At 46.3% G+C, this 23344-nt stretch carries 20 protein-coding genes; 19 read left to right on the top strand and 1 reads right to left on the bottom strand.

Annotation, left to right across the window (positions count from 1 at the left end; genetic code table 11):
* The 14 genes from CEF20_RS10635 (at position 1) to uvrC (ending at position 18254) form a co-directional block, all read left to right on the top strand.
* Positions 1–549, top strand: coding sequence for a CvpA family protein (locus CEF20_RS10635; RefSeq protein ID WP_100331786.1), 549 nt, complete (start codon positions 1–3; stop codon positions 547–549).
* An 83-nt stretch (positions 550–632) separates the two neighbouring features.
* Positions 633–2339 (top strand): DNA polymerase/3'-5' exonuclease PolX, encoded by a 1707-nt coding sequence (polX, locus tag CEF20_RS10630; RefSeq protein ID WP_100331785.1) that lies wholly within the window; start codon positions 633–635, stop codon positions 2337–2339.
* A 19-nt stretch (positions 2340–2358) separates the two neighbouring features.
* Complete coding sequence (locus tag CEF20_RS10625) at positions 2359–4713, top strand: endonuclease MutS2 (protein WP_100332082.1); 2355 nt, start codon at positions 2359–2361, stop codon at positions 4711–4713.
* Between the two features lie 23 nt (positions 4714–4736).
* Positions 4737–5144: a DUF350 domain-containing protein gene (locus CEF20_RS10620; protein ID WP_100331784.1), complete on the top strand. Its 408-nt coding sequence runs from the start codon at positions 4737–4739 to the stop codon at positions 5142–5144.
* A gap of 287 nt (positions 5145–5431) precedes the next feature.
* Positions 5432–6106 carry a response regulator transcription factor gene (locus CEF20_RS10615; RefSeq protein ID WP_100331783.1) on the top strand — a complete coding sequence of 225 codons (675 nt, stop codon included), beginning with the start codon at positions 5432–5434 and terminating at the stop codon, positions 6104–6106.
* Between the two features lie 32 nt (positions 6107–6138).
* Complete coding sequence (locus CEF20_RS10610) at positions 6139–7464, top strand: sensor histidine kinase (protein ID WP_232713435.1); 1326 nt, start codon at positions 6139–6141, stop codon at positions 7462–7464.
* Between the two features lie 86 nt (positions 7465–7550).
* Positions 7551–10601: an efflux RND transporter permease subunit gene (locus tag CEF20_RS10605; protein WP_100331781.1), complete on the top strand. Its 3051-nt coding sequence runs from the start codon at positions 7551–7553 to the stop codon at positions 10599–10601.
* Between the two features lie 131 nt (positions 10602–10732).
* Positions 10733–12403 (top strand): long-chain-fatty-acid--CoA ligase, encoded by a 1671-nt coding sequence (locus tag CEF20_RS10600; protein WP_100331780.1) that lies wholly within the window; start codon positions 10733–10735, stop codon positions 12401–12403.
* A gap of 110 nt (positions 12404–12513) precedes the next feature.
* Positions 12514–13098, top strand: coding sequence for a TetR/AcrR family transcriptional regulator (locus tag CEF20_RS10595; protein WP_100331779.1), 585 nt, complete (start codon positions 12514–12516; stop codon positions 13096–13098).
* A 29-nt stretch (positions 13099–13127) separates the two neighbouring features.
* Positions 13128–13901, top strand: a complete 774-nt coding sequence (locus CEF20_RS10590) for an enoyl-CoA hydratase (protein ID WP_100331778.1) — start codon at positions 13128–13130, stop codon at positions 13899–13901.
* Positions 13902–13968: 67 nt separating this feature from the next.
* Complete coding sequence (locus tag CEF20_RS10585; RefSeq protein ID WP_100331777.1) at positions 13969–14742, top strand: electron transfer flavoprotein subunit beta/FixA family protein; 774 nt, start codon at positions 13969–13971, stop codon at positions 14740–14742.
* Between the two features lie 18 nt (positions 14743–14760).
* A complete protein-coding gene (locus CEF20_RS10580) occupies positions 14761–15741 on the top strand; it encodes an electron transfer flavoprotein subunit alpha/FixB family protein (protein WP_100331776.1) in 981 nt (326 codons plus the stop codon).
* A 210-nt stretch (positions 15742–15951) separates the two neighbouring features.
* Entirely contained in the window at positions 15952–16266 is a 315-nt protein-coding gene (gene trxA, locus CEF20_RS10575; RefSeq protein ID WP_100331775.1) for a thioredoxin, read from the top strand.
* A 215-nt stretch (positions 16267–16481) separates the two neighbouring features.
* Positions 16482–18254 carry an excinuclease ABC subunit UvrC gene (gene uvrC / locus CEF20_RS10570; protein ID WP_100331774.1) on the top strand — a complete coding sequence of 591 codons (1773 nt, stop codon included), beginning with the start codon at positions 16482–16484 and terminating at the stop codon, positions 18252–18254.
* Between the two features lie 94 nt (positions 18255–18348).
* Here the strand turns inward: uvrC and CEF20_RS10565 are convergent, their stop codons facing one another.
* The gene (locus CEF20_RS10565) at positions 18349–18807 is read right to left on the bottom strand and encodes a YslB family protein (protein WP_100331773.1); all 459 of its coding nucleotides are present in this window, start codon (positions 18805–18807) and stop codon (positions 18349–18351) included.
* 269 nt (positions 18808–19076) lie between these two features.
* On the opposite strand from CEF20_RS10565, the gene CEF20_RS10560 reads away from it, so the two are divergent.
* From CEF20_RS10560 to CEF20_RS10540, 5 genes are all read left to right on the top strand, one after another.
* Complete coding sequence (locus tag CEF20_RS10560) at positions 19077–19685, top strand: succinate dehydrogenase cytochrome b558 subunit (RefSeq protein WP_100331772.1); 609 nt, start codon at positions 19077–19079, stop codon at positions 19683–19685.
* A 64-nt stretch (positions 19686–19749) separates the two neighbouring features.
* The gene (sdhA, locus tag CEF20_RS10555) at positions 19750–21510 is read left to right on the top strand and encodes a succinate dehydrogenase flavoprotein subunit (RefSeq protein WP_100331771.1); all 1761 of its coding nucleotides are present in this window, start codon (positions 19750–19752) and stop codon (positions 21508–21510) included.
* A 2-nt stretch (positions 21511–21512) separates the two neighbouring features.
* Complete coding sequence (gene sdhB / locus CEF20_RS10550) at positions 21513–22280, top strand: succinate dehydrogenase iron-sulfur subunit (protein ID WP_100331770.1); 768 nt, start codon at positions 21513–21515, stop codon at positions 22278–22280.
* Positions 22281–22434: 154 nt separating this feature from the next.
* Complete coding sequence (locus CEF20_RS10545) at positions 22435–22893, top strand: acyl-CoA thioesterase (RefSeq protein WP_100331769.1); 459 nt, start codon at positions 22435–22437, stop codon at positions 22891–22893.
* Positions 22894–23021: 128 nt separating this feature from the next.
* On the top strand, positions 23022–23246 hold the full coding sequence (locus CEF20_RS10540; RefSeq protein ID WP_100331768.1) for a helix-turn-helix domain-containing protein: 225 nt from the start codon (positions 23022–23024) through the stop codon (positions 23244–23246).
* Positions 23247–23344 lie beyond the last annotated feature (98 nt).

Below are 23344 nucleotides of genomic sequence, written 5' to 3'. Positions count from 1 at the left end.
ATGCTTACGATCATTTTACTGCTTTTGCTCCTTGCAGGCATTATAATTGGCTTAAAACGAGGATTTATTTTACAATTTTTCCACATGGCAAGCTCCGTTATTGCTTTGATCGCAGCGTTTGCGCTGCGCAAGCAAGTTGCGCCGCTGCTTGAGCAATGGATACCGATGCCCCCTATGGAAAGCATCCAATCTTTTCATATGGGCGCGGCGGGCTTTGAATCCTTTTATTATAGCGCAATTGCCTTTATCCTTCTATTTATCATCGTCAAAATCGCCCTATCCATCATTGCCTCCTTCGTGAATATCATTGCTCACATCCCTATTATAAGGGAAGTGAACAAGATATTTGGGGGAGTTCTTGGATTTGCGGAAATATATCTCGTTTTGTTTGTTTTATTATATCTTGCCGCGCTGCTTCCGCAAAGCAGTGTACAGGAATGGATAGGCCAATCCTTTGTTGCCGATTACATCATCCACCGCACTCCTTACTTATCGGATGCACTGCGGAATATTGAGCCGCTCAGCCGTATGAAGAACTTCTCTTTTTAAAAAAAGAGAAGTTTTTATTTTGAGCAGCTTTTCTGCTAGTATATAAGGAAGAAAGTCATTTGGAAAGCTAGGTGACCTAGACAATGAACAAGAAGAACATCATCCAATTGCTGGAGGAAATAGCGTTATACATGGAATTGAAAGGGGACAATCCTTTTAAAATATCGGCGTTTCGCAAGGCGGCCGCTGCGCTGGAAAACGATGATCGCAGTTTAGCGGAAATAGAGGATGTTACAAAGCTGGCAGGCATCGGAAAAGGCACAGCCGCCGTTATTGAAGAGTACCGGTCGACAGGCGAATCCTCAGTATTAAAAGAGCTTCAGGATGAAGTACCGGCCGGACTGCTTCCGCTGTTACAGCTGCCGGGGCTGGGCGGCAAAAAGATTGCCAAGCTTTATAAAGAATTAGGTGTGGCTAGTATGGAGGAACTTCAAGCGGCTTGTGAGAACCAGCGTGTGCGGGCGCTCAGCGGCTTTGGTGCGAAAACAGAGGAGAAAATCCTAGCGGCTATTGCTCAGGCGGGCAAGCGGCCGGAGCGCCTGCCGATTTCTTATATGCTGCCGGTTGCTGAAAAAATTGAAAAAGAGCTGGCGGCTATGAGAGGCGTGCTTCAGTTTTCTCGGGCCGGCAGTTTGCGGCGCCTGCGGGAGACGATTAAAGACCTAGATTTCATCATTGCTGCGAATGAAGCAGCCGCTGTGAAGGAGCAGCTTCTGAAGCTTGTTGGTGTGAAAGAAATCATTGCGGCCGGCGACACGAAAGTATCGGTCATTGTTGAAGGAGAGTGGGATGTCTCCGTCGATTTTCGCATTGTGGCGCCAGAGGAATTTGCTTCAACGCTTCATCACTTTACAGGTTCTAAAGATCACAATGTCCGGATGCGCCAGCTGGCGAAGGAACGCGGAGAGAAAATAAGCGAATACGGTGTCGAGAAGACGGCAACTGGTGCGGTTAGCACCTTTTCAACTGAGGCGGACTTTTATCATCATTTTGGACTGCCTTGGATTCCCCCTGAGATCAGGGAGGATGGCACGGAGGTCGAGACGTTTCAGGAGGAAGGAAGCTTGCTGGAGGCCGGTGATATTAAAGGAGATCTCCATATGCATACTACCTGGTCGGATGGAGCCTATTCTATTGAAGAAATGATCGAAGCCTGCCGGGCGAAAGGCTATGAATATATGGCGATAACCGATCATTCCCGTTTTTTAAAAGTTGCGAACGGCTTATCCGTTGACCGGCTTCTAAAACAAAATAAAGAAATTCGCCGTTTAAATGAAAAATATCGCGATATTGAAATTTTATCGGGGATTGAAATGGACATCCTGCCTGATGGAACACTGGATTATGATGACGAGCTGCTGAGCGAACTGGACTTTGTTATCGCCTCGATTCATTCCAGCTTTTCGCAGCCTTGCGAAACGATCATGGAGCGTTTAAAAACGGCATTAAGCAATCCTCATGTGGACTTGATTGCCCATCCGACGGGAAGACTTATCGGCCGACGCAGCGGCTATGATGTGGATATGCCCGCGCTCATTCAATTGGCGAAAGAAACCGGCACTGCTCTTGAATTGAATGCCAATCCGCAGCGGCTTGATTTATCTGCCGAGCATCTTCGCCAAGCGCAGGAAGCCGGAGTGAAGGTCATGATTAATACGGATGCTCATGCCATTGAACATCTCAGCTTTATGAACATTGGGGCAAAGGCCGCCAGAAAAGGCTGGCTTCGTTCAGAAACGGTACTGAACACCTACAGCAAAGACCAATTTTTTGCTTTTTTAAATAGATAATTGGGAGGAAATGTTTCCAGTGAATAAAAAAGTATTAGAGACTCTTGAGTTTGACAAGATTAAGCGTCAGCTGGCTGAACATGCGGCCTCCTCCTTGGGGAGAGAACAAGCGGAATCATTAAAGCCAGCTCTTGCTTATGAAGAAGTGGTCCGTTTGCAGGAAGAAACGGATGAAGCGGTTCAAGTGCTTCGCATCAAAGGACATGCACCGCTTGGAGGCATTTATAATATTCGTCCGCATGTGAAGCGCTCGCAGATTGGTGGCATGTTAAATGGGATGGAATTCGTACAGATTGCCAGCACAATTTCTGCGGGACGGCTGATGAAAAACTTTATCACCGGGCTGCTGGAAGACGGAGAACAGCTGCCGATTCTGGAAGTAAAAGCAGAAAGTATGCCGGTGCTGACGCCGCTTGAACACCGGATTAAGCACACGGTAGATGAACACGGCGGCGTCCTTGATTCAGCAAGCGCGGCCCTGCGGCATGTTCGCCAGCAGCTGCGATCCAATGAAAGCCGGATCCGCAGCAAGCTGGAGAGCCTGATCCGCGGGAAAAACGCGCAAACAATGCTGTCCGATGCGATCATCACCATTCGCAATGACCGTTATGTGCTCCCGGTAAAGCAAGAATACCGGGGCCATTATGGCGGGATTGTTCACGACCAATCTTCCTCCGGCCAAACGCTGTTTATCGAGCCGGAATCCATCGTAGAAATGAACAATCAAGTGCGCGAGCTAAAGCTGAAAGAGCAATTGGAAATTGAACGGATTTTCACCGAGCTAACGGCGGAAGTAGAGCTTCATGGAGAAGAGCTGTACCGGTTAACGGATCTGCTTGGCGAACTGGATTTCATGTTTACAAAGGCCAAGTACGGAAAGGCGATGAAGGGATCGAAACCAGCTGTCAACCCTAATGGCTGCATCCGTCTGCGCAAGGCGCGCCATCCGCTTTTGCCAGTTGATGAAGCGGTGCCAAGTGACATTGAGCTGGGCAAAGATTACAGCACGATTGTCATCACCGGACCTAACACCGGAGGAAAGACCGTCACGTTAAAAACGGTTGGATTAATTACTTTGATGGCACAGTCCGGACTGCAGATTCCCGCGCAGGACGGGTCGGAAACTGCTGTGTTCCAGTCGGTTTATGCAGATATTGGGGATGAACAATCGATTGAACAAAGCTTAAGTACCTTTTCTTCGCATATGGTGAATATTGTAGACATTTTAAAGCAAGTTGACCATGATTCTCTCGTGCTGTTCGATGAATTGGGAGCAGGAACTGATCCGCAGGAAGGGGCAGCGCTGGCAATCTCCATTCTCGATGAGGTGCGCCGCCGCGGTGCCCGCATGATTGCAACGACCCACTATCCGGAATTAAAGGCCTACGGCTATAACCGGGAAGGGGTCATCAATGCCAGCATGGAATTTGATGTAGAATCATTAAGCCCGACATACCGCTTATTGATCGGGGTACCCGGACGCAGCAACGCTTTTGAAATTTCGCAGCGCCTCGGGCTGGATACGGGCATCATTCAGCAAGCGCGCAAGCTGGTTGGCACGGATACAAATGAAGTTGATCAAATGATTGCTTCCCTTGAACGGAGCCGGAAGATGGCGGAAGAAGAAGAAAAAGAAGCGCGGGATTATTTAAAAACGGCCGAGAAGCTTCATCAGGAAATGCAAAAGAAAATGCAGGAATTCTATGCGCATGAAGAGGAGCTGACTGAGAAAGCGCGTCAAAAGGCGGCAGCGATTGTTGAACAAGCGAAAGCCGAAGCGGAAGAAGTGATTAAGGATTTGCGCAAGATGCAGCTCGAAAAGCGAGCGGGCATTAAAGAGCATGAATTAATTGAGGCGAAGCGCCGGCTCTCAGCAGCCGCTCCGGAATCACAGACGCCGAAGAAGCAGAAAAAAGCGGCTGACGGAAGGACATTAAAGCCTGGTGATGAGGTGAAAGTGCTGAGCCTTGGTCAAAAAGGTCACCTTATTGAAAAAAGCGGAGACGGCGAGTGGCAAGTACAGATGGGGATTATCAAAATGAAAGTGAAAGAATCGGATTTACAGTGGGTGAAAGCAGAGAAAAAGCCAGAACCTAAGCCGCTGGCAACAATTCGCGGAAAAGACTACCATGTTTCTCTCGAGCTTGATCTTCGCGGAGAGCGTTTTGAGGATGCGCTGCTGAAGGTCGAGAAGTATATTGATGATGCTTTGCTGGCCGGGTACTCGCGTGTATCCATTATTCACGGCAAAGGAACCGGCGCCTTAAGACAAGGAGTGCAAGAATACTTGAAAAACCATCGGTCGGTTAAGCGAATACGCTTCGGTGAAGCTGGAGAAGGCGGCAGCGGAGTGACCGTTGTAGAATTTAAGTGATTACAGACGAAGGAGCAAATGGGATGAACCGATTCTGGGAAAATAATTTCGTTCAGCTAGCCGGTTACTACAGTGTAGTGATTGTTTGTGTCATTCTTTTTTTAGCTATCTTTGAACTGGTGACAAAGTACCGAAATTGGGAAGAAATTAAAAACGGCAACATGGCGGTCGCCATGGCGACCGGAGGGAAAATATTTGGTATTGCGAATATCTTTCGCCATTCGATCCTGCATAATGACAAGGTGATGACGATGGTGGGATGGGGGGTATACGGCTTTACTCTCTTGCTCATCGGCTACTTTATCTTTGAGTTTCTAACCCCTCATTTTAAAATTGACGATGAGATTCAAAATGATAATCGCGCGGTCGGTTTTATCTCCATGGTTATTTCCATCGGCTTGTCCTATGTCATTGGCTCGGCTTTACTATAACAAGGAGTTCATCTGATTATGAAAACATTAGCTAAAGTACTGTTTGTGCTGTGCGGCGTTTTTCTTGCCATCGGAATGATCTATATGATGTTTTTTGCCTAGGCAATTCGTCGGCTTTATAGAACCATGCTGGATCAGGCTGTTCTCGAAACAAGGAGAGCAGCCTTTTTCTGACTTGACTTTTGTAAGAAAGCGCCTATACTTTAAAAAATTGAGAAAATGTTCATATTTGGTTCATATTTATGCGCTATGATAAAAGAGAGAGAAAAGCAGTTGGAGGGATGGACATGGTGCGTATTCTTGTAGCAGAGGATGATCCGCACATCCAAAGGCTGTTAAGCATTTACTTAAAGCCAGAGGGATTCGATGTCATTCAAGCATATGATGGAGAAGAAGCGCTAAATAAGATGTATGAATGCCAGCCTGAATTATTGGTGCTTGATTTAATGATGCCGAAAATGGACGGCGTGGAAGTGTGCAAACAAGTGCGGATTTTTTCCGAGGTTCCGATCTTAATGGTAACAGCCAAAGGAGAAAGAGCGGACAAATTAATCGGATTTCAATGCGGGGCGGATGATTATATCGTCAAGCCCTTTGACCCGATGGAGCTGGTGATGAGGGTGAAAGCTCTCTTAAGAAGGTACCGGATTGCTTGGTCTCATCAGCTTCATCTTGGTGAAGTGCTGCTGGATAAGCTGGCGCTGTCAATTTCCTGCGGCGGCCAATCCATTATATTGCCGCAAAAAGAATTTGCTTTATTGCATAGGCTAGCCAGCTATCCTGGAAAAATCTTTACCCGCGCTCAGCTAATCGAACAGATTTGGGGCATGGATTATGAGGGAGATGAGCGGACGGTAGATGTTCATATTAAACGTATCCGCCAGCGCATACGTCCGTTTGATGAACAGGTGGAAATCGTGACTGTTCGCGGACTCGGCTACCGCTTAGAAGTGAACGGATGAAGACACTTTACACGCGAATAATCCTCATATATATGCTGATATTCATCCTCAGTCTGGGCGCGGGAGTCATGACGGTGTACTCCCTGCTTGATAAGAGCTATGGCGCTGATGAGGAAGAGCAGATACTGAATCATGGAAAAGGTTTTGTTGAATTTTACCGAAAGGCGACGGATAAGGAGAGGTTCAAGGCGACTTATGACCGTTTATATGAAGCGCTTTATATGCGTTTTCAGCTGTACGATCCCAGCGGGCAAATTCATGTGTACGGCCATTCCAAAAACAAAATCATTGACATTTCCAAAGAGGCCGTTAATAAGGTGAAGCAGGGGCAGACTTATAAAGGGAATAACAATGCTTTTGGCTATATGGTCATTGGGTTACCCTTTACAATGGATGATGGGAACTATGCGGTTTTTATTTACTTTGATGATCAGCGGCTGGAACAGGAGTTGTATAAGTCATTGTATCTTGGAATCAGTGCTTCACTAGTGATCGGCGTGGGGTTAATTCTCATCGTTTCACGGTATATTGTGCAGCCGCTGACTGAGATGACAGCCGTTACAAAGCAGCTGGCAAAAGGGCAATTTAATATTCAATTGCATTCTACACGCAAAGATGAAATTGGCATGCTTTCGAGGAGTATCGATGCGATGGCGGAGGATTTAAGCAAGCTGGAAGAAATGCGCAGGCATTTTATTTCGGATGTTTCCCATGAAATTCAGTCGCCGCTAACATCCATCCGAGGGTTTTCCAAAGCGCTGAAATCACCTGAGATATCAAAGGCAGAGCGGCTGGAGTACAGTGAAATCATCGAACAGGAAAGCGAGCGCTTATCCCGGCTTTGCCATAATTTGCTCAGCCTCTCCTCATTGGAATCAGAGAAGCATCCTTTTCACCCGACCTCTTACTCTCTGGATGAGCAAATACGGGAACTGATTGTAACGATGGAACCTCAGTGGTCGGAGAAAGAGCTGGAGCTTGATTTGACGCTGCCCCAGACAGTCATTCAAGCAGACCGTGATCTTCTTTATCAAGTCTGGTGCAATCTATTGCAAAACAGCATTAAATACAATCAGCAAGGCGGAAAGATCAAAGTGTGGCTGAAACAAAAAGGAGAGACCATTTTGGTTGGTGTGGAGGATACCGGCTTAGGCATCGCTAAAGCGGACCAGCGAAGGATCTTTGAACGCTTTTACCGGGCAGACAGCTCCAGAACAGAAAAGACAAGCAACGGCATTGGTCTATCAATTGTCAAAAAGATCGTCGACCTGCACAAAGGAGAAATCGAAATTTACAGCAAGATAGGAAAAGGCAGCAGCTTTATTGTCCACTTGCCATCTTTCGTGGATAAAAATTGAAAAAATCCCTCCATTTGTTCATATTGAGTTCATATTAACCTGCTAAAGTAATAGAGAACTTAACCTATGGAGGAGGATTTGACCTAATGTTTTTAACGAAGTGGAGTATAAAAAACGGAGTTGCTGTTTTTTTATTATGCTTGCTGATCTTAGGTGGAGGGATATTATCTTCCCGCACCATTTCAAAAGAGATAATGCCGGATGTTTCATATCCTGCTTTATTTGTTCAGATGACGACTCCGGGTGGCACGTCTGCGGAGGAAAATGAGGAGAATATTACAAAGCCGTTTGAGGAGCGGCTGGAAGCATCCGAAGATACGAAAAGCATCACAAGCACGACATCCAGCCAAATGATTACATTTATAGTGGAATATCCTTATGGGACAGATTTGGATAAATCCTCTGCTAAACTGGAGACGTTAATCAGCGGGCTGGCGCTCCCGGAATATACGGATCACAATATTTTGACAACCGACAGTATGATGAATACGATCCTGCAATTTGCTATCGCTTCCGATCGCCAAGAGGAATTGCAGGAAAGCCTGAATGAAACCATCATCCCGGAAATGAAGAAAATAGCCGGTATTGCGAATATCAACATCAATGGGGAATTGAAAAAGCAATGGATGATTGAAGTAGATGAAAAGAAAGCCAAAGAACATGGTCTTACATTAGAAGCGGTCAAGCAATCTTTAGAGTCGACAAACAAAAGTTTATCCGTCGGAACGATTGAAAACGACGGGGCTACCATTCCGGTAGATTTGACTCCCCAAGTCCGCTCCATAGAGCAGCTGAAGCAGCTGAAAGTTTCAGCGCAACTGCCTCCAGGAACGGCAGCAAAGCCAGTGGCTCTCGGCGATATTGCGAAGATTGAAATGAAGGAAGAGGAACAAGAAACTTCCCGCTATAACGGTAAGCCGGCCTTTGTCATCGACGTAACGAAAGAGAAGAGCGGCAACACGGTCGAAATCACAAAAGCGATCCATAAAGTCATAGATAAATATAAAGAGAAAGAGAAGTTTGAAGTCTATCCGATCATGGACTTCGGAAATGAAATCGAAACGTCGATTTCCAAGCTGGTGAAGGAAGGGCTATTTGGCGCCTTGTTTACTGTGATCGTCATCGCGTTATTTTTGCGCAGCTTCCGGGCTACGATCATCTCCATTATTTCATTGCCAGTTTCTATATTTGTGACGATCTTTATTTTTGAGAAGATGGGCTATAGTTTGAACGTCATGACGCTTGGAGGACTGGCTGTCGCCATCGGCCGAATCGTGGATGACGGCATCGTTGTAATTGAAAACATCGACCGCTGGCTGAAGGAAAAAGGCGATCAATTGCCAAAGAAGGAAATTGCAGAAAAAGCAACGAAGGAAGTCATGAAAGCGGTCGGTTCTTCGACCATTGTCACGTGCATTGTCTTCTTGCCGATCGTATTCGTCTCGGGCTATACAGGCGAACAGTTCCGGCCGTTTTCTTTGGCGGTAGTCTTCTCAATTATCGCTTCCTATCTTGTCGCCATTATGCTGATTCCTATGCTAGGCAGCGTCTTCTTAAAGAAAAAGGCGAAAAAAGAACGGGAGAGCAAGCTGCTGCAATTTTATGAAAAATGTTTGCGCGGCGCCTTGAAAAGAAAATGGCTGGTCATTATTGCCTCCATTATGTTACTCGTCGGTTCCTTTGCGCTTGTTCCGATGATGGGCTTTTCCCTCATGCCGTCTGAGAGCGGCACATCGATGAAAGTGGGAATGACCCTGCCTGTTCAAGCGACTCTTGATGAAACGAATGCAGCATCAGAGAAGATAGAAAGCTATTTACAAGAACGAAAAGAAGTGGACTACAGCAGCGCCGAAGTCGGGCAATCACTCGACCAGATGAACATGCAAAAGAAAGATAATCAGGCGCTGTTCATTGTGAAATTGAAAAAAGGCTATCAAGCGGATTCCCTGCTCAAGGAATTTAAAGGGGATTTGGAGAAGGAAGTGCCGAAAGCGGAAATTACCGTGGAAGATTTCTCTCCGGTTGGCGGTGCCCCTGGCGGCAATGAAATCAATGTTGAATTATACGGCGATAATTTTGCTGCGCTTAAAAAAGCATCCGGCATGGTGGAAGAGGAACTGAAGAAAAACGATGATTTAAAGAATATTCGCAATGAAATGACAAGCGCTCTTACAAAATGGGAAGTAGAGATTAATGAAGAGGGCCGTCAAGCCAATGTGAACAGCCAGCAGATTTTAAGTGCTGTTCAAGAGCGGCTGCTGCCGGTTCAGCTCTTGGATTATGAGATTCAAGATGAACTGTACCAGCTAACGCTCGCTTACAACCAAAAAATTTCCACTAAAGAGCAGCTGCTGAATTTAAAAGTCCCTACAGGAAACGGGGAAAAGCCGCTGAAAGAAGTGGCGGAGGTTAAGGAAGTCAAAACCCCGCAAGAAATTAAGCATGAAGGCGGAAAGGCATTAGCTAAAGTAACAGCAACCGTCAAAGGCCAAAACGTCTTAGAGATGTCTCAGAAAATAGAAAAAGAGATGAAGGAACTTTCCTTCCCTGAAGGCGTTACTTTAAAAACAGGCGGAGCCAATGAGGAAATTAATAAAGAATTCACCAATATCATTTCAGCAATGCTCATGGCGATAGGGTTAGTATTTATCGTTCTATGTGCGACCTTCCAGGGAATCTGGACACCAGTAGTCATTTTGACATCCATTCTTTTCGTGCCGATTGGTTCTTTCAGTTTATTGCTGGCAACCGGACAGCCGCTGTCACTAAGTTCCATGATCGGTTTGCTTATGCTGATCGGCGTCGTGGTTACCAATGCGGTCGTGCTGCTAGACCGGGTGGAAACGAACCGCAAAGAAGGAATGGATATTACGGAGGCATTAGTCGAAGCGGGCAAGGTGCGTTTGCGTCCGATCGTAATGACAGCGGTAGCGACGATCTGCGCTTTGATTCCTCTGGCGCTTTCGAGCGATACAGAATCCGTTTCAGCCGCTTTAATATCAAAGGGGCTGGCGATCACGGTGATTGGCGGATTGACGACATCTACATTGCTGACGCTGATTGTGGTGCCATCCATTTACAAAGCGGTGAAACGCGAACGCAAGAACAAAAATCGGGATATGCAGAGAAGCGCTTAATCGCAAAGGCGGCCGGCTGAAGAACCGGCCGCTTTTTCTGATTCTTAGAATTGGCATTTGGCAAAAAGAGGCTGAATAGAGTATACTTAAATAAGTATTTTAAATTTTCGCAATCTTAAGGAGGTACGGCAATGAGTGGCAAGCCATGGCTCAAGCAATACCCAAAAGAAATCGCGACCACCTTAACGTATGAAAAGCGGACCGTGCAGTCCTATTTGTCCAACGCGGCCGAAAGGTATCCAAAGAAAACAGCTATTCACTTTTTAGGCAAAGAGCTGACTTTTAAAGAGATCTATGAATCCGCTTTAAAGCTTGGAACCTATTTAAAAAAAATCGGCATTCGCAAAGGAGACCGTGTCGCCATCATGCTTCCAAACGGACCGCAGGCGGTGATCAGTTATTTCGGTGTGCTGTATGCCGGCGGCGTCGTTGTCCCAACCAATCCTCTGTATATGGAAAGAGAAATTGAATATCAAATGACGGATTCCGGTGCTAAAGTAATGATTACCCTTGATCTCTTATATCCCCGCGTGCGAAAAATATGGAAAAACACTTCGCTAGAACATCTGATTGTAACCGCTGTCAAAGATTATTTGCCCTTTCCGAAAAATATCCTGTACCCATTTATTCAGAAGAAGCAGAGCGGATGGCTGGTCGAAGTAAAAGAGTGCGGATCCAATCATCATTTTAAGCAGATTATGGCGAATGAAGCTGCAAAAGAAATGAAGATTCCGTTTGAATTTGAGACGGATCTTGCACTGCTGCAATATACGGGAGGCACGACCGGATTTCCAAAGGGAGTGATGCTCACCCATAAGAATCTTGTCGCTAACGCATCCATGTGCGCCAATTGGATGTATCGATGTCAAGAAGGAGAGGAAGTCGTTCTGGGGGTGCTGCCGTTCTTCCATGTATACGGCATGACGACGGTTATGATCTTATCGGTTATGCAAGGCTTTAAAATGGTGCTGCTGCCGAAATTTGATGTGAAGACCACGCTCAAAACAATCGCGAAACAGCGGCCGACATTATTCCCGGGTGCGCCAACCATTTACATCGCTTTACTGAACGATCCCCGTTTGAAAAAGTATGATTTATCGTCCATACATGCTTGCTTGAGCGGTTCGGCTCCGCTTCCGTTAGAAGTGCAGCAAAGGTTTGAACAAATCACTGGCGGAAAGCTGGTGGAAGGGTATGGTCTTTCGGAAACGTCTCCGGTATCGCATGCCAACTTTCTTTGGGGTGGTGAAAGAGTGAGCGGCAGCGTAGGTGTTCCTTGGCCTGATACTGACGCGGCGATCCTGTCTTTGACAACCGGTGATCCCCTGCCGCCAAATCAAATTGGAGAAATTGCCATTAAAGGACCGCAAGTGATGAAAGGGTATTGGAATCGGCCGCAGGAAACAGAAAACGTTTTTAAAGACGGCTGGCTGCTTACAGGAGATCTCGGTTACATGGATGAGAGAGGTTATTTTTTTGTGGTGGACCGCAAGAAGGACATGATCGTAGCGGGCGGCTACAATATTTATCCGCGTGAGGTGGAGGAAGTGCTTTATGAGCATGAAGCCATTCAAGAAGCAATCGTCCTCGGAGTCCCCGATCCCTACCGCGGAGAAACGGTCAAAGCGTATATTGTACTGAAGGCCGGAAGCCATGCATCAGAAGAAGAGCTGAACCGCTATGCGAGAGAACGGTTAGCTTCTTATAAAGTGCCGCGGATTTATGAATTCAGGGAAGAACTTCCTAAAACAGCCGTCGGCAAAATATTAAGAAGGGCATTAATAGACGAAGAACAGAAATAAAAGAAGAAAAAAAGATTATCAGGCGCCCTCTTGACCCTTTTGCAGATAGAGGATATGATGTATAATGAATGAATAATCATTCATTTATTGAGTCAGGAGGGAGTCAGCCTGTGAAGAGAAATAAACCTAAATACCACCAGATCATTGATGCGGCCGTTGTGACAATTGCCGAGAATGGTTATCATCAAGCTCAAGTGGCGAAGATTGCCAAGCAGGCGGGAGTGGCAGATGGAACGATTTATTTATATTTTAAAAATAAAGAGGACCTTCTTATTTCCCTCTTTCGTGAAAAGATGGGGCATTTTATAGAAAAAATTCAAGAAGCGATTGCAGGAAAATCGACAGCCGCGGAGAAATTATTAGTATTAGTGGAAAGCCATTTCAAAATGCTGTCAGAAGATCCGCATCTCGCTGTGGTCACTCAGTTGGAGCTTAGACAGTCGAATAAGGAGCTTCGTTTAAAGATCAACGAGGTGCTTAAAGACTATTTGCAACTTTTGGATGAGATCTTAAAGGAAGGTATTAACAAAGGGGAATTCAGAGCTTCATTAAACGTATTACTGGCGAGACAGATGGTTTTTGGTACGATGGATGAAACCGTTACCACTTGGGTGATGAATGATCAAAAATATGATTTGGTCGCTCTGGCTCCGGGTGTAAGCGATATGCTGCTAAACGGATTTTCTGTCCACTAAGCAACGAACTGGAAGGGGATGGAACGTAAATGAGCTACATATCCTGGGAAAGAAAGGGCCGCATAGCTGAAATGACGATTCAGCATCCGCCCGCAAATGCTCTTTCAAAGGCGCTGATTGCGGAAATAGATGAAGCATTGAATGACATTGAAAAGGATCCAGATGTGCGAGTGGCAATAATTAGCGGGGAAGGCAGGTTCTTCTCGGCAGGTGCGGATATTAAAGAGTTTACTTCCATTGAAACGAAAGAGCGTTTCGCTGAGCTGGCTGCCTACGGACAGCGGATCTTTGAAAGAGTGGAACGCTTCCCGAAGCCGGTGATTGCTGCGATTCATGGCGCGGCGCTGGGCGGGGGACTGGAGCTGGCGATGAGCTGCCACATTCGATTGGTGACTGAAAACGCCAAGCTGGGGCTGCCGGAACTGTCCTTAGGGCTCGTGCCGGGATTTGCGGGTTCACAGCGTCTGCCGCGATATGTAGGCATGGCTAAGGCTGCGGAAATGCTGCTGACGAGCGAACCGGTATCAGGAACGGAGGCGGTGCAGTGGGGACTCGCCAATCGCGCTTATCCCGAGGAAGAACTGCTGCCAAAAGCGCGGGAGCTGGCTGCAAAAATAGCGGAAAAAAGTCCTGTAAGCACAAAAGCGGCTCTTGAGCTGCTGAATTATTCAAAGCATGCCGAGTACTACGAGGGCGTTCGGAAAGAAGCGGAGTCTTTTGGAACCGTATTTTCTTCGGAAGATGCGAAGGAAGGAATCCAAGCTTTTCTCGAAAAGCGCCGGCCTGAATTTGCAGGCAAATAATTTTTTTGAAATATTTTTTCAGAATCTTTTAAAACGATAGAAAGTTGAGGATGTGGGAGGGGAAAAGATGAACATCTATGTACTGTTAAAGAGAACATTCGATACAGAAGAGAAGATTTCCATCGAAAATGGTGCGATTCAAGAGGACGGAGCGGAATTCATTATTAATCCCTATGATGAATACGCGGTGGAAGAAGCGATCCAAATTCGCGATGATCAGGGAGGCGAAGTAACAGTCGTCACCGTCGGCACAGAAGAAAGCGAAAAGCAGCTGCGCACAGCACTGGCCATGGGAGCTGATAAAGCGGTGCTCATCAATACAGAAGAGGATGTAGAGGAAAGCGATCAATATACAATAGCTAAAATTTTAGCTGAGTATTTAAAGGATAAAGGAGCGGATTTAATTATTGCCGGAAATGTCGCTGTGGATGGCGGCAGCGGACAAGTGGGGCCGCGCGTGGCGGAGCAGCTGAACATTCCTAGTGTCACAACGATCACAAGCATCGAAATCGACGGTGATACGGTGCAAATTGTCCGCGATGTGGAGGGGGATTCAGAAAAGATCGAAACTTCGCTTCCGCTGCTCGTAACGGCACAGCAAGGACTCAATGAACCGCGCTATCCGTCTTTGCCGGGTATTATGAAAGCCAAGAAAAAGCCGCTTGAAGAACTGGAGCTGGACGATCTGGATCTTGAAGAAGAGGACGTTGAACCGAAAACGAAAACGCTTGATGTTTTTCTCCCGCCCAAAAAGGAAGCAGGGCGTGTTCTTGAGGGAGACTTAAGCGGCCAAGTAAAAGAGCTGGTCAACGCATTGCATAAAGAAGAAAAGGTCATATAACTGACAGGAGGGACGAACATGGGAAAGAAAGTATTGGTACTTGGGGAAGTTCGCGATGGAGCATTAAGAAACGTATCGTTTGAAGCGATTGCTGCAGCCGTAACAATCGCCCAAGGCGGCGAAGTGGTCGGGGTGCTGCTTGGCGAATCGGTGCAATCTTTAGGAGAGCAAATGATTAAATATGGAGCTGACCGCGTGGTGACAGTGGAGAATGAGTTGTTGGCTCTGTATACATCGGACGGTTTCTCGCAAGCTCTGCTTGCCGCAGTGGATCAAGAACAACCGGAAGGGATCGTTTTTGGGCATACGGCGTTAGGGAAGGATCTGTCGCCGAGAATAGCAGCTAAGCTGGATGCCGGGTTGGTTTCAGATATAACAGCAATAGAGGAAGAAGGGGGACAAATTGTTTTTACCCGGCCGATTTACTCGGGAAAAGCATTTGAAAAGATAGCGGTCAGCGAAGGCATCGTTTTGGCAAGTGTCCGCCCGAATAATATCTCCCCGCTTGAGAAGAATGAATCCCGTTCCGGAGACATCACATCGGTGCTGGCGAATATTAAAGATATCCGGACATTTATTCGGGAAGTGGTTCGCAAAACAACGGAAGGGGTGGATTTATCTGAAGCGAAAGTCATTGTTGCCGGCGGGCGCGGCGTGAAAAGCGAGGAAGGCTTTGAGCCGCTGCAAGAACTGGCCGATGTTCTAGGCGGAGCTGTGGGAGCTTCCCGTGGAGCTTGTGACGCTGATTATTGCGATTATTCCCTGCAAATCGGCCAAACCGGCAAAGTAGTCACACCCGATCTTTACATTGCCTGCGGAATATCGGGGGCCATTCAGCATTTAGCCGGGATGTCGAACTCCAAGGTGATTGTCGCCATTAACAAAGATCCGGAAGCGAGCATTTTTAGCGTAGCGGATTATGGCATTGTCGGCGATCTTTTTGAAGTGGTGCCGATGCTGACGGAAGAATTTAGAAAATTAAAAGTAGCGATGTCGTAGTGAACGGATAAGCTGCCAGCCGCAGAAGGCTGGCAGCTTATCCGTTCAGCAGAGAGAAGCTCAGAATTTTCTGCGGAAGGAGCACCCGGACAGAGAGAGGAATATTATCATAAGGAGCGGGTATAGTAGTTTTGAAACAAAAAAATAGCGCCACTGACTAAACGATGATATACTGTCCATAGTATATCGTTACATTAGGAGGTTATATGGATGGCAATTGTAAAAGCAACAGATCAGAATTTTTCAAGTGAGACTAGCAGCGGACTTGTTCTTGCGGACTTTTGGGCTCCTTGGTGCGGACCTTGTAAAATGATCGCTCCTGTACTGGAAGAGCTGGATGCTGAAATTGGCGATAAAGCGAAAATCGTGAAAATCGATGTAGATGAAAACCAAGAAACAGCTGGAAAGTATGGCGTGATGAGCATTCCGACACTTATTTTATTTAAAGACGGCGAGCCGGTAGATAAAGTGATCGGCTTCCAGCCGAAAGAAGCTTTAGCTGAATTAATTAACAAACATGCTTAATCGTTTGGAAAGGAACCGCCTTCTGTAGAGGGCGGTTTTTTGCTAGCGCTCTGATAAAGGAGAAGCGCTGGTAAAGGATGTCCCTTGGATAGTTCCCCTTGAGAGAAACTGGGGGATATCCGCTTGAAAGTTTAACTGAGCCGTGCCGGATTGGATGTGCCGGCTCATGCTTGACGTTATGAAAGCAGCCGTCCATTCAACGGGAGGTGAAGACAATGAATGATCGGATCAAAAACAAGCTGGCGCTGCTTCCGGAGCAGCCCGGCTGCTATTTAATGAAGGATCGTCAAGGCACTATTATTTATGTTGGAAAAGCGAAAGTGCTGAAAAATCGAGTGCGCTCTTATTTTACCGGGTCACATGACGGCAAAACGCAGCGGCTGGTCAGCGAAATCGCTGATTTTGAATACATTATCACATCATCCAATTTAGAAGCGCTCATTTTAGAACTGAATTTAATCAAGAAGCATGATCCGAAATATAATGTGATGCTTAAGGATGATAAGAGCTATCCGTTTATTAAATTGACGGCTGAACGCCATCCCCGCCTGCTTATTACCCGGAAGGTGAAGAAAGATAAAGGGAAATATTTCGGCCCGTACCCGAACGCTCACGCCGCCAATGAAACGAAAAAGCTGCTGGATCGTTTGTATCCTCTCCGCAAATGCCGCCATTTGCCGGATCGGGTATGCCTTTATTACCATATGGGGCAGTGCTTAGCGCCTTGCGTAAAGGAAGTATCAGAAGCGGAATACCGGGAGCTTAAGGACGATATTTCCCGCTTTTTGAATGGGGGTCACCTGCAAGTGAAAGAGCAGCTGACGAAGAGAATGCAGGAAGCCGCAGAAAAACTCGAGTTTGAACGGGCCAAGGAATATCGCGATCAAATTGCCCATATTGAGGCGCTGATGGAGAAGCAGAAAATCAATATTATGGATTTTACAGATCGTGATGTGTTTGGATATGCCGTGGACAAAGGCTGGATGTGCGTGCAAGGATTTTTCGTCCGGCAAGGAAAGCTGATTGAGCGTGACGTCTCTTTATTTCCATTTTATGATGAGCCGGAAGAAGAATTTCTAACGTATCTTGGCCGTTTTTATGATCAGCCCAATCATTTCAAACCGAAAGAAATCCTGCTTCCGAACAAGGTGGATGCAGCACTGGCGGAGCAGCTGATCGAAGTGAAAATGCTAAAGCCGCAGCGGGGAAAGAAGAAAGATTTGGTTAAGCTGGCGGAAAACAATGCCGCTGCCGCCCTGCGGGAGAAGTTTGCGCTGATAGAGCGCGACGAGGAACGGACGATTAAAGCCGTTGAACAGCTCGGCCGTGCCATGAGCATTTATCCTCCTCTCAGAATAGAGGCATTCGATAACTCCAATATTCAAGGGGCAGATCCCGTATCCGCCATGATCGTTTTTATCGACGGCAAGCCGATGAAAAAAGAATACCGCAAATTTAAAATTAAAACGGTTGAAGGACCCAATGATTATGACTCGATGCGTGAAGTGATTCGCCGCCGCTATTCGCGCGTCCTGCAAGAAGGGCTGCCGCTGCCTGACCTAATCATTATCGATGGAGGCAAGGGACAAATTGACGCGGCGAAGGATGTTCTGATTAATGAGTTAAGTTTAGATATTCCAGTCGCAGGGCTTGCCAAGGATGACAAACACCGCACGTCTCAGCTGTTATATGGCGACCCGCTTGAGATCGTGCCATTGGAGCATAATAGCCAGGAATTTTATTTGCTGCAGCGCATTCAGGATGAGGTCCATCGCTTTGCGATCACCTTTCACCGCCAGGTTCGGGGCAAGAATGCCTTTCAGTCCATACTTGATGATATAGAAGGCATCGGACCTAAGCGGAAAAATAAACTGCTGAAAACATTTGGCTCTGTGAAGAAGCTGAAGGAAGCAACAAAAGAAGAGCTGGTAGCAGCGGGGATGCCGGAACGGACAGCGGATGCCATCCTTCGGAAACTGCAGCGATAATAAGGCGGCTGCTGTGAGCTTCAGAGAAGGGCCATAGGATGTGAAGATGAAAAAAGCGGGGGTTCCCCGCTTTTTTCATATATGTATATAGATGTCAGGACTGTTCCCATTTTACCGTAATCTGCACCTTTTGAGCGCGCTTTTGGATATCGCTGACCGATTCGGCTGCCGCTTGTTCTTGAGCGCTTATTTGCTCGGCTAAAAATCCGCTTTCTAATGAAAAGAAAGGGTCTGCTTGCACAGAGAATCGCCTTTTGATAAAAGGGCCGCTAAGCTCAAAGATTTTTTCTTTCTTTGATTCCTTCGCAAGCTGCAGATCTCCCCAGCCAGCTTCCTGAAAAAACAAGGATAGCTCCTCAAGGGTTGTGCATGGAAACTTTCGGGCGATGGATTTTCCGCTCCAGTAAAGGATATCTTCCGTCTCCTTGCCGAGAATGTCTTTCAATAACACATCTCGAAGCAATTCATAGCCGAAGATCGGAACGGTCAGCTGCTCGTTTTCTTGTGTATCGATTGATTTCGTCAATTTAAATCCCCACTTTCTGTTATCCATTATATACAACTGGGTAGCCAGAAAAAAGAAGAAAGATGGCTAATTTTCCTTTTTGTTATTCTAATATAACAAAGCATGGGAAAGAAAAGGAAAAATGAAGGGCTATTCAGTGTTTAGCGTTTTTTCAGAATATAAAAAGATGTATGCGCATTCTTGACGCTCTCGAACGATGGGAGTAAAATGGGGATGTCACATAATTGTTATAAAATGAAGCGAAGTCGAATAATTTCAAAATTTGTCGCAAGCTTCAAGTTTAAGGGGGGTAAAACATGGCTGACAACCGAGAATTTTTTTATCGCAGGTTGCACTCATTGCTTGGTGTCATTCCTGTAGGATTGTTTTTGGTGCAACACTTAGTCGTAAACCACTTTGCAACAAAGGGCGAAGAAGCGTTTAACAATGCCGCTCACTTCATGGAAAATCTGCCGTTCCGTTATTTTCTGGAAATATTCATCATCTTTCTGCCGTTATTATTTCATGCCATTTATGGCTTGTACATTGCTTTTACAGCAAAAAACAACTTAGGCAAATTTGGATTGTTCCGTAACTGGATGTTTTTCTTGCAGCGCTTTTCCGGAGTGGTCACTTTAGTGTTTATCGCATGGCATGTTTGGGAGACTAGAATTCAAGCGTTCATGGGTGCGGATGTCAATTATCAAATGATGGAGAGCATCTTAGCGAGTCCCGTCATGCTTGGCTTCTACATAGTCGGTGTTCTTTCTACTATCTTCCATTTTGCTAATGGTTTATGGTCATTCTGTGTAAGCTGGGGAATCACGGTTTCTCCGCGCTCGCAGCAAATCATGACGTATATCACGATGGGTGTATTTGTTGCCCTTTCTATCGTTGGTCTTCGCGCAATTTTTGCGTTCGTATAATGCAGCATGTTGAACGAATTGAGGATATTTAGTTCGGAATTGGGAGAAAAGGGAGTGAGTCTCAATGAGTAAAGGAAAAATTATCGTAGTCGGCGGCGGATTAGCCGGTTTAATGGCTACAATTAAAGCAGCGGAAGAAGGAACGCAGGTTGACTTGTTTTCATTGGTTCCTGTAAAGCGTTCTCACTCCGTTTGCGCGCAGGGCGGCATTAACGGTGCCGTTAACACAAAAGGTGAAGGAGATTCACCTTGGGTTCACTTTGATGACACCATTTACGGCGGAGACTTTCTGGCTAACCAGCCGCCGGTAAAGGCGATGACCGAAGCGGCTCCTGGCATTATTCATTTAATGGACCGCATGGGTGTTATGTTCAACCGTACACCGGAAGGATTGCTTGATTTCCGCCGCTTCGGCGGAACGCAGCATCACCGGACGGCGTTTGCCGGCGCGACAACCGGCCAGCAGCTGCTATATGCATTGGATGAACAAGTGCGTCGCCATGAAGTGGCCGGGCTTGTCAACAAATATGAAGGCTGGGAGTTCCTCGGTCTTGTACTGGATGATGAGCGCATTTGCCGAGGAATCGTCGCTCAAAACCTGAAAGACATGCATATTCAATCTTTCCCTGGCGACGCTGTGATTATGGCAACAGGCGGACCGGGAATTATCTTTGGCAAGTCGACCAACTCTGTCATCAATACAGGGTCTGCTGCCTCTATTGTGTACCAGCAGGGCGCTCATTATGCAAATGGAGAATTTATCCAAATTCATCCGACAGCTATTCCTGGGGACGACAAGCTGCGCTTGATGAGTGAATCAGCGCGCGGGGAAGGCGGCCGTGTTTGGACTTATAAAGACGGCAAGCCATGGTATTTCCTTGAGGAAAAATATCCGGCTTACGGAAACCTTGTGCCACGGGATATCGCAACGCGCGAAATCTTTGATGTTTGCGTGAATCTGAAGCTCGGAATCAACGGTGAAAATATGGTGTACTTGGATCTATCCCATAAAGATCCGCATGAACTGGATATTAAGCTGGGCGGCATCATTGAAATCTATGAGAAATTTATGGGAGAAGACCCGCATAAAGTACCGATGAAAATCTTCCCGGCGGTCCATTATTCCATGGGAGGACTATGGGTTGATTATGAGCAACACACCAACATCCAAGGCGTGTTTGCTGCCGGGGAATGTGATTATTCACAGCATGGTGCGAACCGCTTAGGCGCCAACTCGCTTCTATCTGCCATCTACGGCGGAATGGTAGCCGGTCCGAATGCTGTCAAATATATTAATGGTCTTGAGAAATCTTCCGATGCCATCTCCTCTTCTGTTTTTGACCGCTATGTGAAGCAGGAAGAAGAGAAATGGAACAGCATCATGTCACTTGACGGTACAGAAAATGCCTACGTTCTCCATAAAGAGCTTGGGGAATGGATGACAAAAAACGTAACCGTCGTTCGGCATAATGATAAGCTGAAAGAAACAGATAACAAAATCGTTGAATTAATGGAACGTTATAAAAACATTAACATTAACGATACGGCTAAGTGGAGCAACCAGGGGGCGGCATTTACCCGCCAGCTGATGAATATGCTTCATCTAGCGCGTGTGATTACAATTGGTGCGTATAACCGTAACGAAAGCCGCGGAGCTCATTACAAACCGGAATTCCCTGATCGAAATGATGAAGAATTCTTGAAAACAACTATGGCGACGTTTAAAGGCGCTAATGAAGCCCCTGGATTCCATTACGAAGACGTGGATATTTCCCTAATCCCTCCTCGTAAGCGTGACTATACTAAGAAGAAGGAGGAAAAATAAGGATGAGTGAGAAAAAGACTATTCGCTTTATTATTACTCGTCAGGACAAGCCGGATTCTGCCCCGTATACGGAAGAATTCGAGATTCCTTACCGTCCGAATCTCAACGTCATTTCCGCTTTAATGGAAATCCGCAGAAATCCAGTCAACGTCAAAGGCGAAAAGACGACGCCGGTTGCTTGGGACATGAACTGCCTTGAAGAAGTATGCGGCGCATGTTCTATGGTCATCAACGGCAAGCCTCGACAATCTTGTACGGCTCTAGTTGATAAGCTAGAGCATCCGATTCGCTTGGCGCCAATGAGCACATTTCCAGTCGTGCGCGACCTGCAAGTAGACCGCAGCCGCATGTTTGATTCCTTGAAAAAGGTCAAAGCCTGGATTCCGATCGACGGAACTTACGATCTTGGAGCGGGTCCGCGCATGCCGGAACGTAAACGCCAATGGGCGTATGAATTATCGAAATGTATGACTTGCGGCGTTTGCTTAGAAGCGTGTCCCAACGTGAACAGCAAGTCAAACTTTATCGGCCCGCAGCCGCTATCTCAAGTTCGTCTATTTAACGCCCATCCGACGGGAGCGATGAACAAGGATGAGCGCTTGAAAACGATTATGGGAGACGGCGGGCTTGCGAATTGCGGGAACTCCCAGAACTGCGTGCAATCTTGTCCTAAAGGAATTCCTTTAACTACTTCGATTGCCGCGTTAAACCGTGACACAACTATTCAGTCCTTCCGTAATTTCTTCGGAAGTGATCATCAGGTAGACTGATTCATATCGAGCTGACTCCGACTAATGAGGCGTCCTTGCATCACGATCACTAGAAGCCGATTCATAAACAGCGTTCTAGTTAGCTTGTGGATGTGCGAGCGGCAGACTCTTTAAGAGGAGTCAGCTCTTTTTTTTAAGTTAAAGGGGGAGCGGTGTGAGAAAATTTGCTTATATCGATGATTGGCAGAAATGGTCAGAGAATTTCCATTTTTTCTGTCCCGTAAAAGTCCGCTTTTCGGAAACAGATATGTTTGGGCATTTAAACAATACGGTGCCGTTCGTTTATTTTGAGCAGGCGCGGATCGAGTTTTTAAATGAGCTGGGCTTGATGAAAGGTTGGCTGAACGGTGAAAATGAAGGAATGTATGTTGTAGCGGATTTGCAATGCGACTTTCTCAAACAAGTCTTTTTCGGAGAACAATTAAATATTTTCGTGAAAGTCCATCGCTTAGGCCAATCGTCCTGTGATCTTCATTACAAAGGAGTAAATCAACAAGGGGAGGCCTGTTTTGTTGGACGGGGAACACTTGTGCAAATTTCCCGGAAAACGGGAAAAGCTTTGCCGCTATCCGAGGACACGAAGCAAAAGCTGAAGCAGCCGTTGGTAAAATAGAGTAAAACACCTAGGAAGAATCTGCCCTTCTTAATTGTCAATTTGCCGCATCCTTACATAGAATATCGTAACGGCCGAAAAAGATTCTATGATGAGATGCTGGCGGAGGCGAGGAGGGTTAATGTCAAGTGAATGAGCACCGCTTTGATCGTAAACCGCTATTAACGAAAAGAGAAAAAGAAGTGTTTGAATTATTAGTCCGTGATAAAACGACAAAAGAAATAGCCGAGGAGTTATTTATCAGCGAGAAAACTGTTCGCAACCACATTTCTAACTCTATTCAGAAGCTGGGTGTGAAAGGCCGTTCACAGGCAATTATTGAATTATTGCGAATGGGTGAACTTAAGCTCTAATAAAAAAAGGTGGCGATTGATTGCGCCATCTTTTTTTGCTTGTGCGCATCAGCCGGAGAGACTCTTGCATTTTTGCAGAAAACAAGAGAAAATAAAGA

The sequence above is a fragment of the Bacillus xiapuensis genome (assembly GCF_002797355.1).
Classification (GTDB): domain Bacteria; phylum Bacillota; class Bacilli; order Bacillales; family Domibacillaceae; genus Bacillus_CE; species Bacillus_CE xiapuensis.
The sequence above is the reverse complement of the archived record's forward strand: the minus strand, read 5'-3'. Positions and strand labels throughout refer to the sequence as shown.

Coding starts and splice junctions, on each gene's coding strand:
- CEF20_RS10635 (WP_100331786.1), top strand. CDS start 1: ATGCTTACGATCATTTTACTGCTTTTGCTCCTTGCAGGCATTATAATT.
- polX (WP_100331785.1), top strand. CDS start 633: ATGAACAAGAAGAACATCATCCAATTGCTGGAGGAAATAGCGTTATAC.
- CEF20_RS10620 (WP_100331784.1), top strand. CDS start 4,737: ATGAACCGATTCTGGGAAAATAATTTCGTTCAGCTAGCCGGTTACTAC.
- CEF20_RS10615 (WP_100331783.1), top strand. CDS start 5,432: ATGGTGCGTATTCTTGTAGCAGAGGATGATCCGCACATCCAAAGGCTG.
- CEF20_RS10610 (WP_232713435.1), top strand. CDS start 6,139: ATGCTGATATTCATCCTCAGTCTGGGCGCGGGAGTCATGACGGTGTAC.
- CEF20_RS10605 (WP_100331781.1), top strand. CDS start 7,551: ATGTTTTTAACGAAGTGGAGTATAAAAAACGGAGTTGCTGTTTTTTTA.
- CEF20_RS10600 (WP_100331780.1), top strand. CDS start 10,733: ATGAGTGGCAAGCCATGGCTCAAGCAATACCCAAAAGAAATCGCGACC.
- CEF20_RS10590 (WP_100331778.1), top strand. CDS start 13,128: ATGAGCTACATATCCTGGGAAAGAAAGGGCCGCATAGCTGAAATGACG.
- CEF20_RS10585 (WP_100331777.1), top strand. CDS start 13,969: ATGAACATCTATGTACTGTTAAAGAGAACATTCGATACAGAAGAGAAG.
- CEF20_RS10580 (WP_100331776.1), top strand. CDS start 14,761: ATGGGAAAGAAAGTATTGGTACTTGGGGAAGTTCGCGATGGAGCATTA.
- trxA (WP_100331775.1), top strand. CDS start 15,952: ATGGCAATTGTAAAAGCAACAGATCAGAATTTTTCAAGTGAGACTAGC.
- uvrC (WP_100331774.1), top strand. CDS start 16,482: ATGAATGATCGGATCAAAAACAAGCTGGCGCTGCTTCCGGAGCAGCCC.
- CEF20_RS10565 (WP_100331773.1), bottom strand. CDS start 18,807: ATGGATAACAGAAAGTGGGGATTTAAATTGACGAAATCAATCGATACA.
- CEF20_RS10560 (WP_100331772.1), top strand. CDS start 19,077: ATGGCTGACAACCGAGAATTTTTTTATCGCAGGTTGCACTCATTGCTT.
- sdhA (WP_100331771.1), top strand. CDS start 19,750: ATGAGTAAAGGAAAAATTATCGTAGTCGGCGGCGGATTAGCCGGTTTA.
- sdhB (WP_100331770.1), top strand. CDS start 21,513: ATGAGTGAGAAAAAGACTATTCGCTTTATTATTACTCGTCAGGACAAG.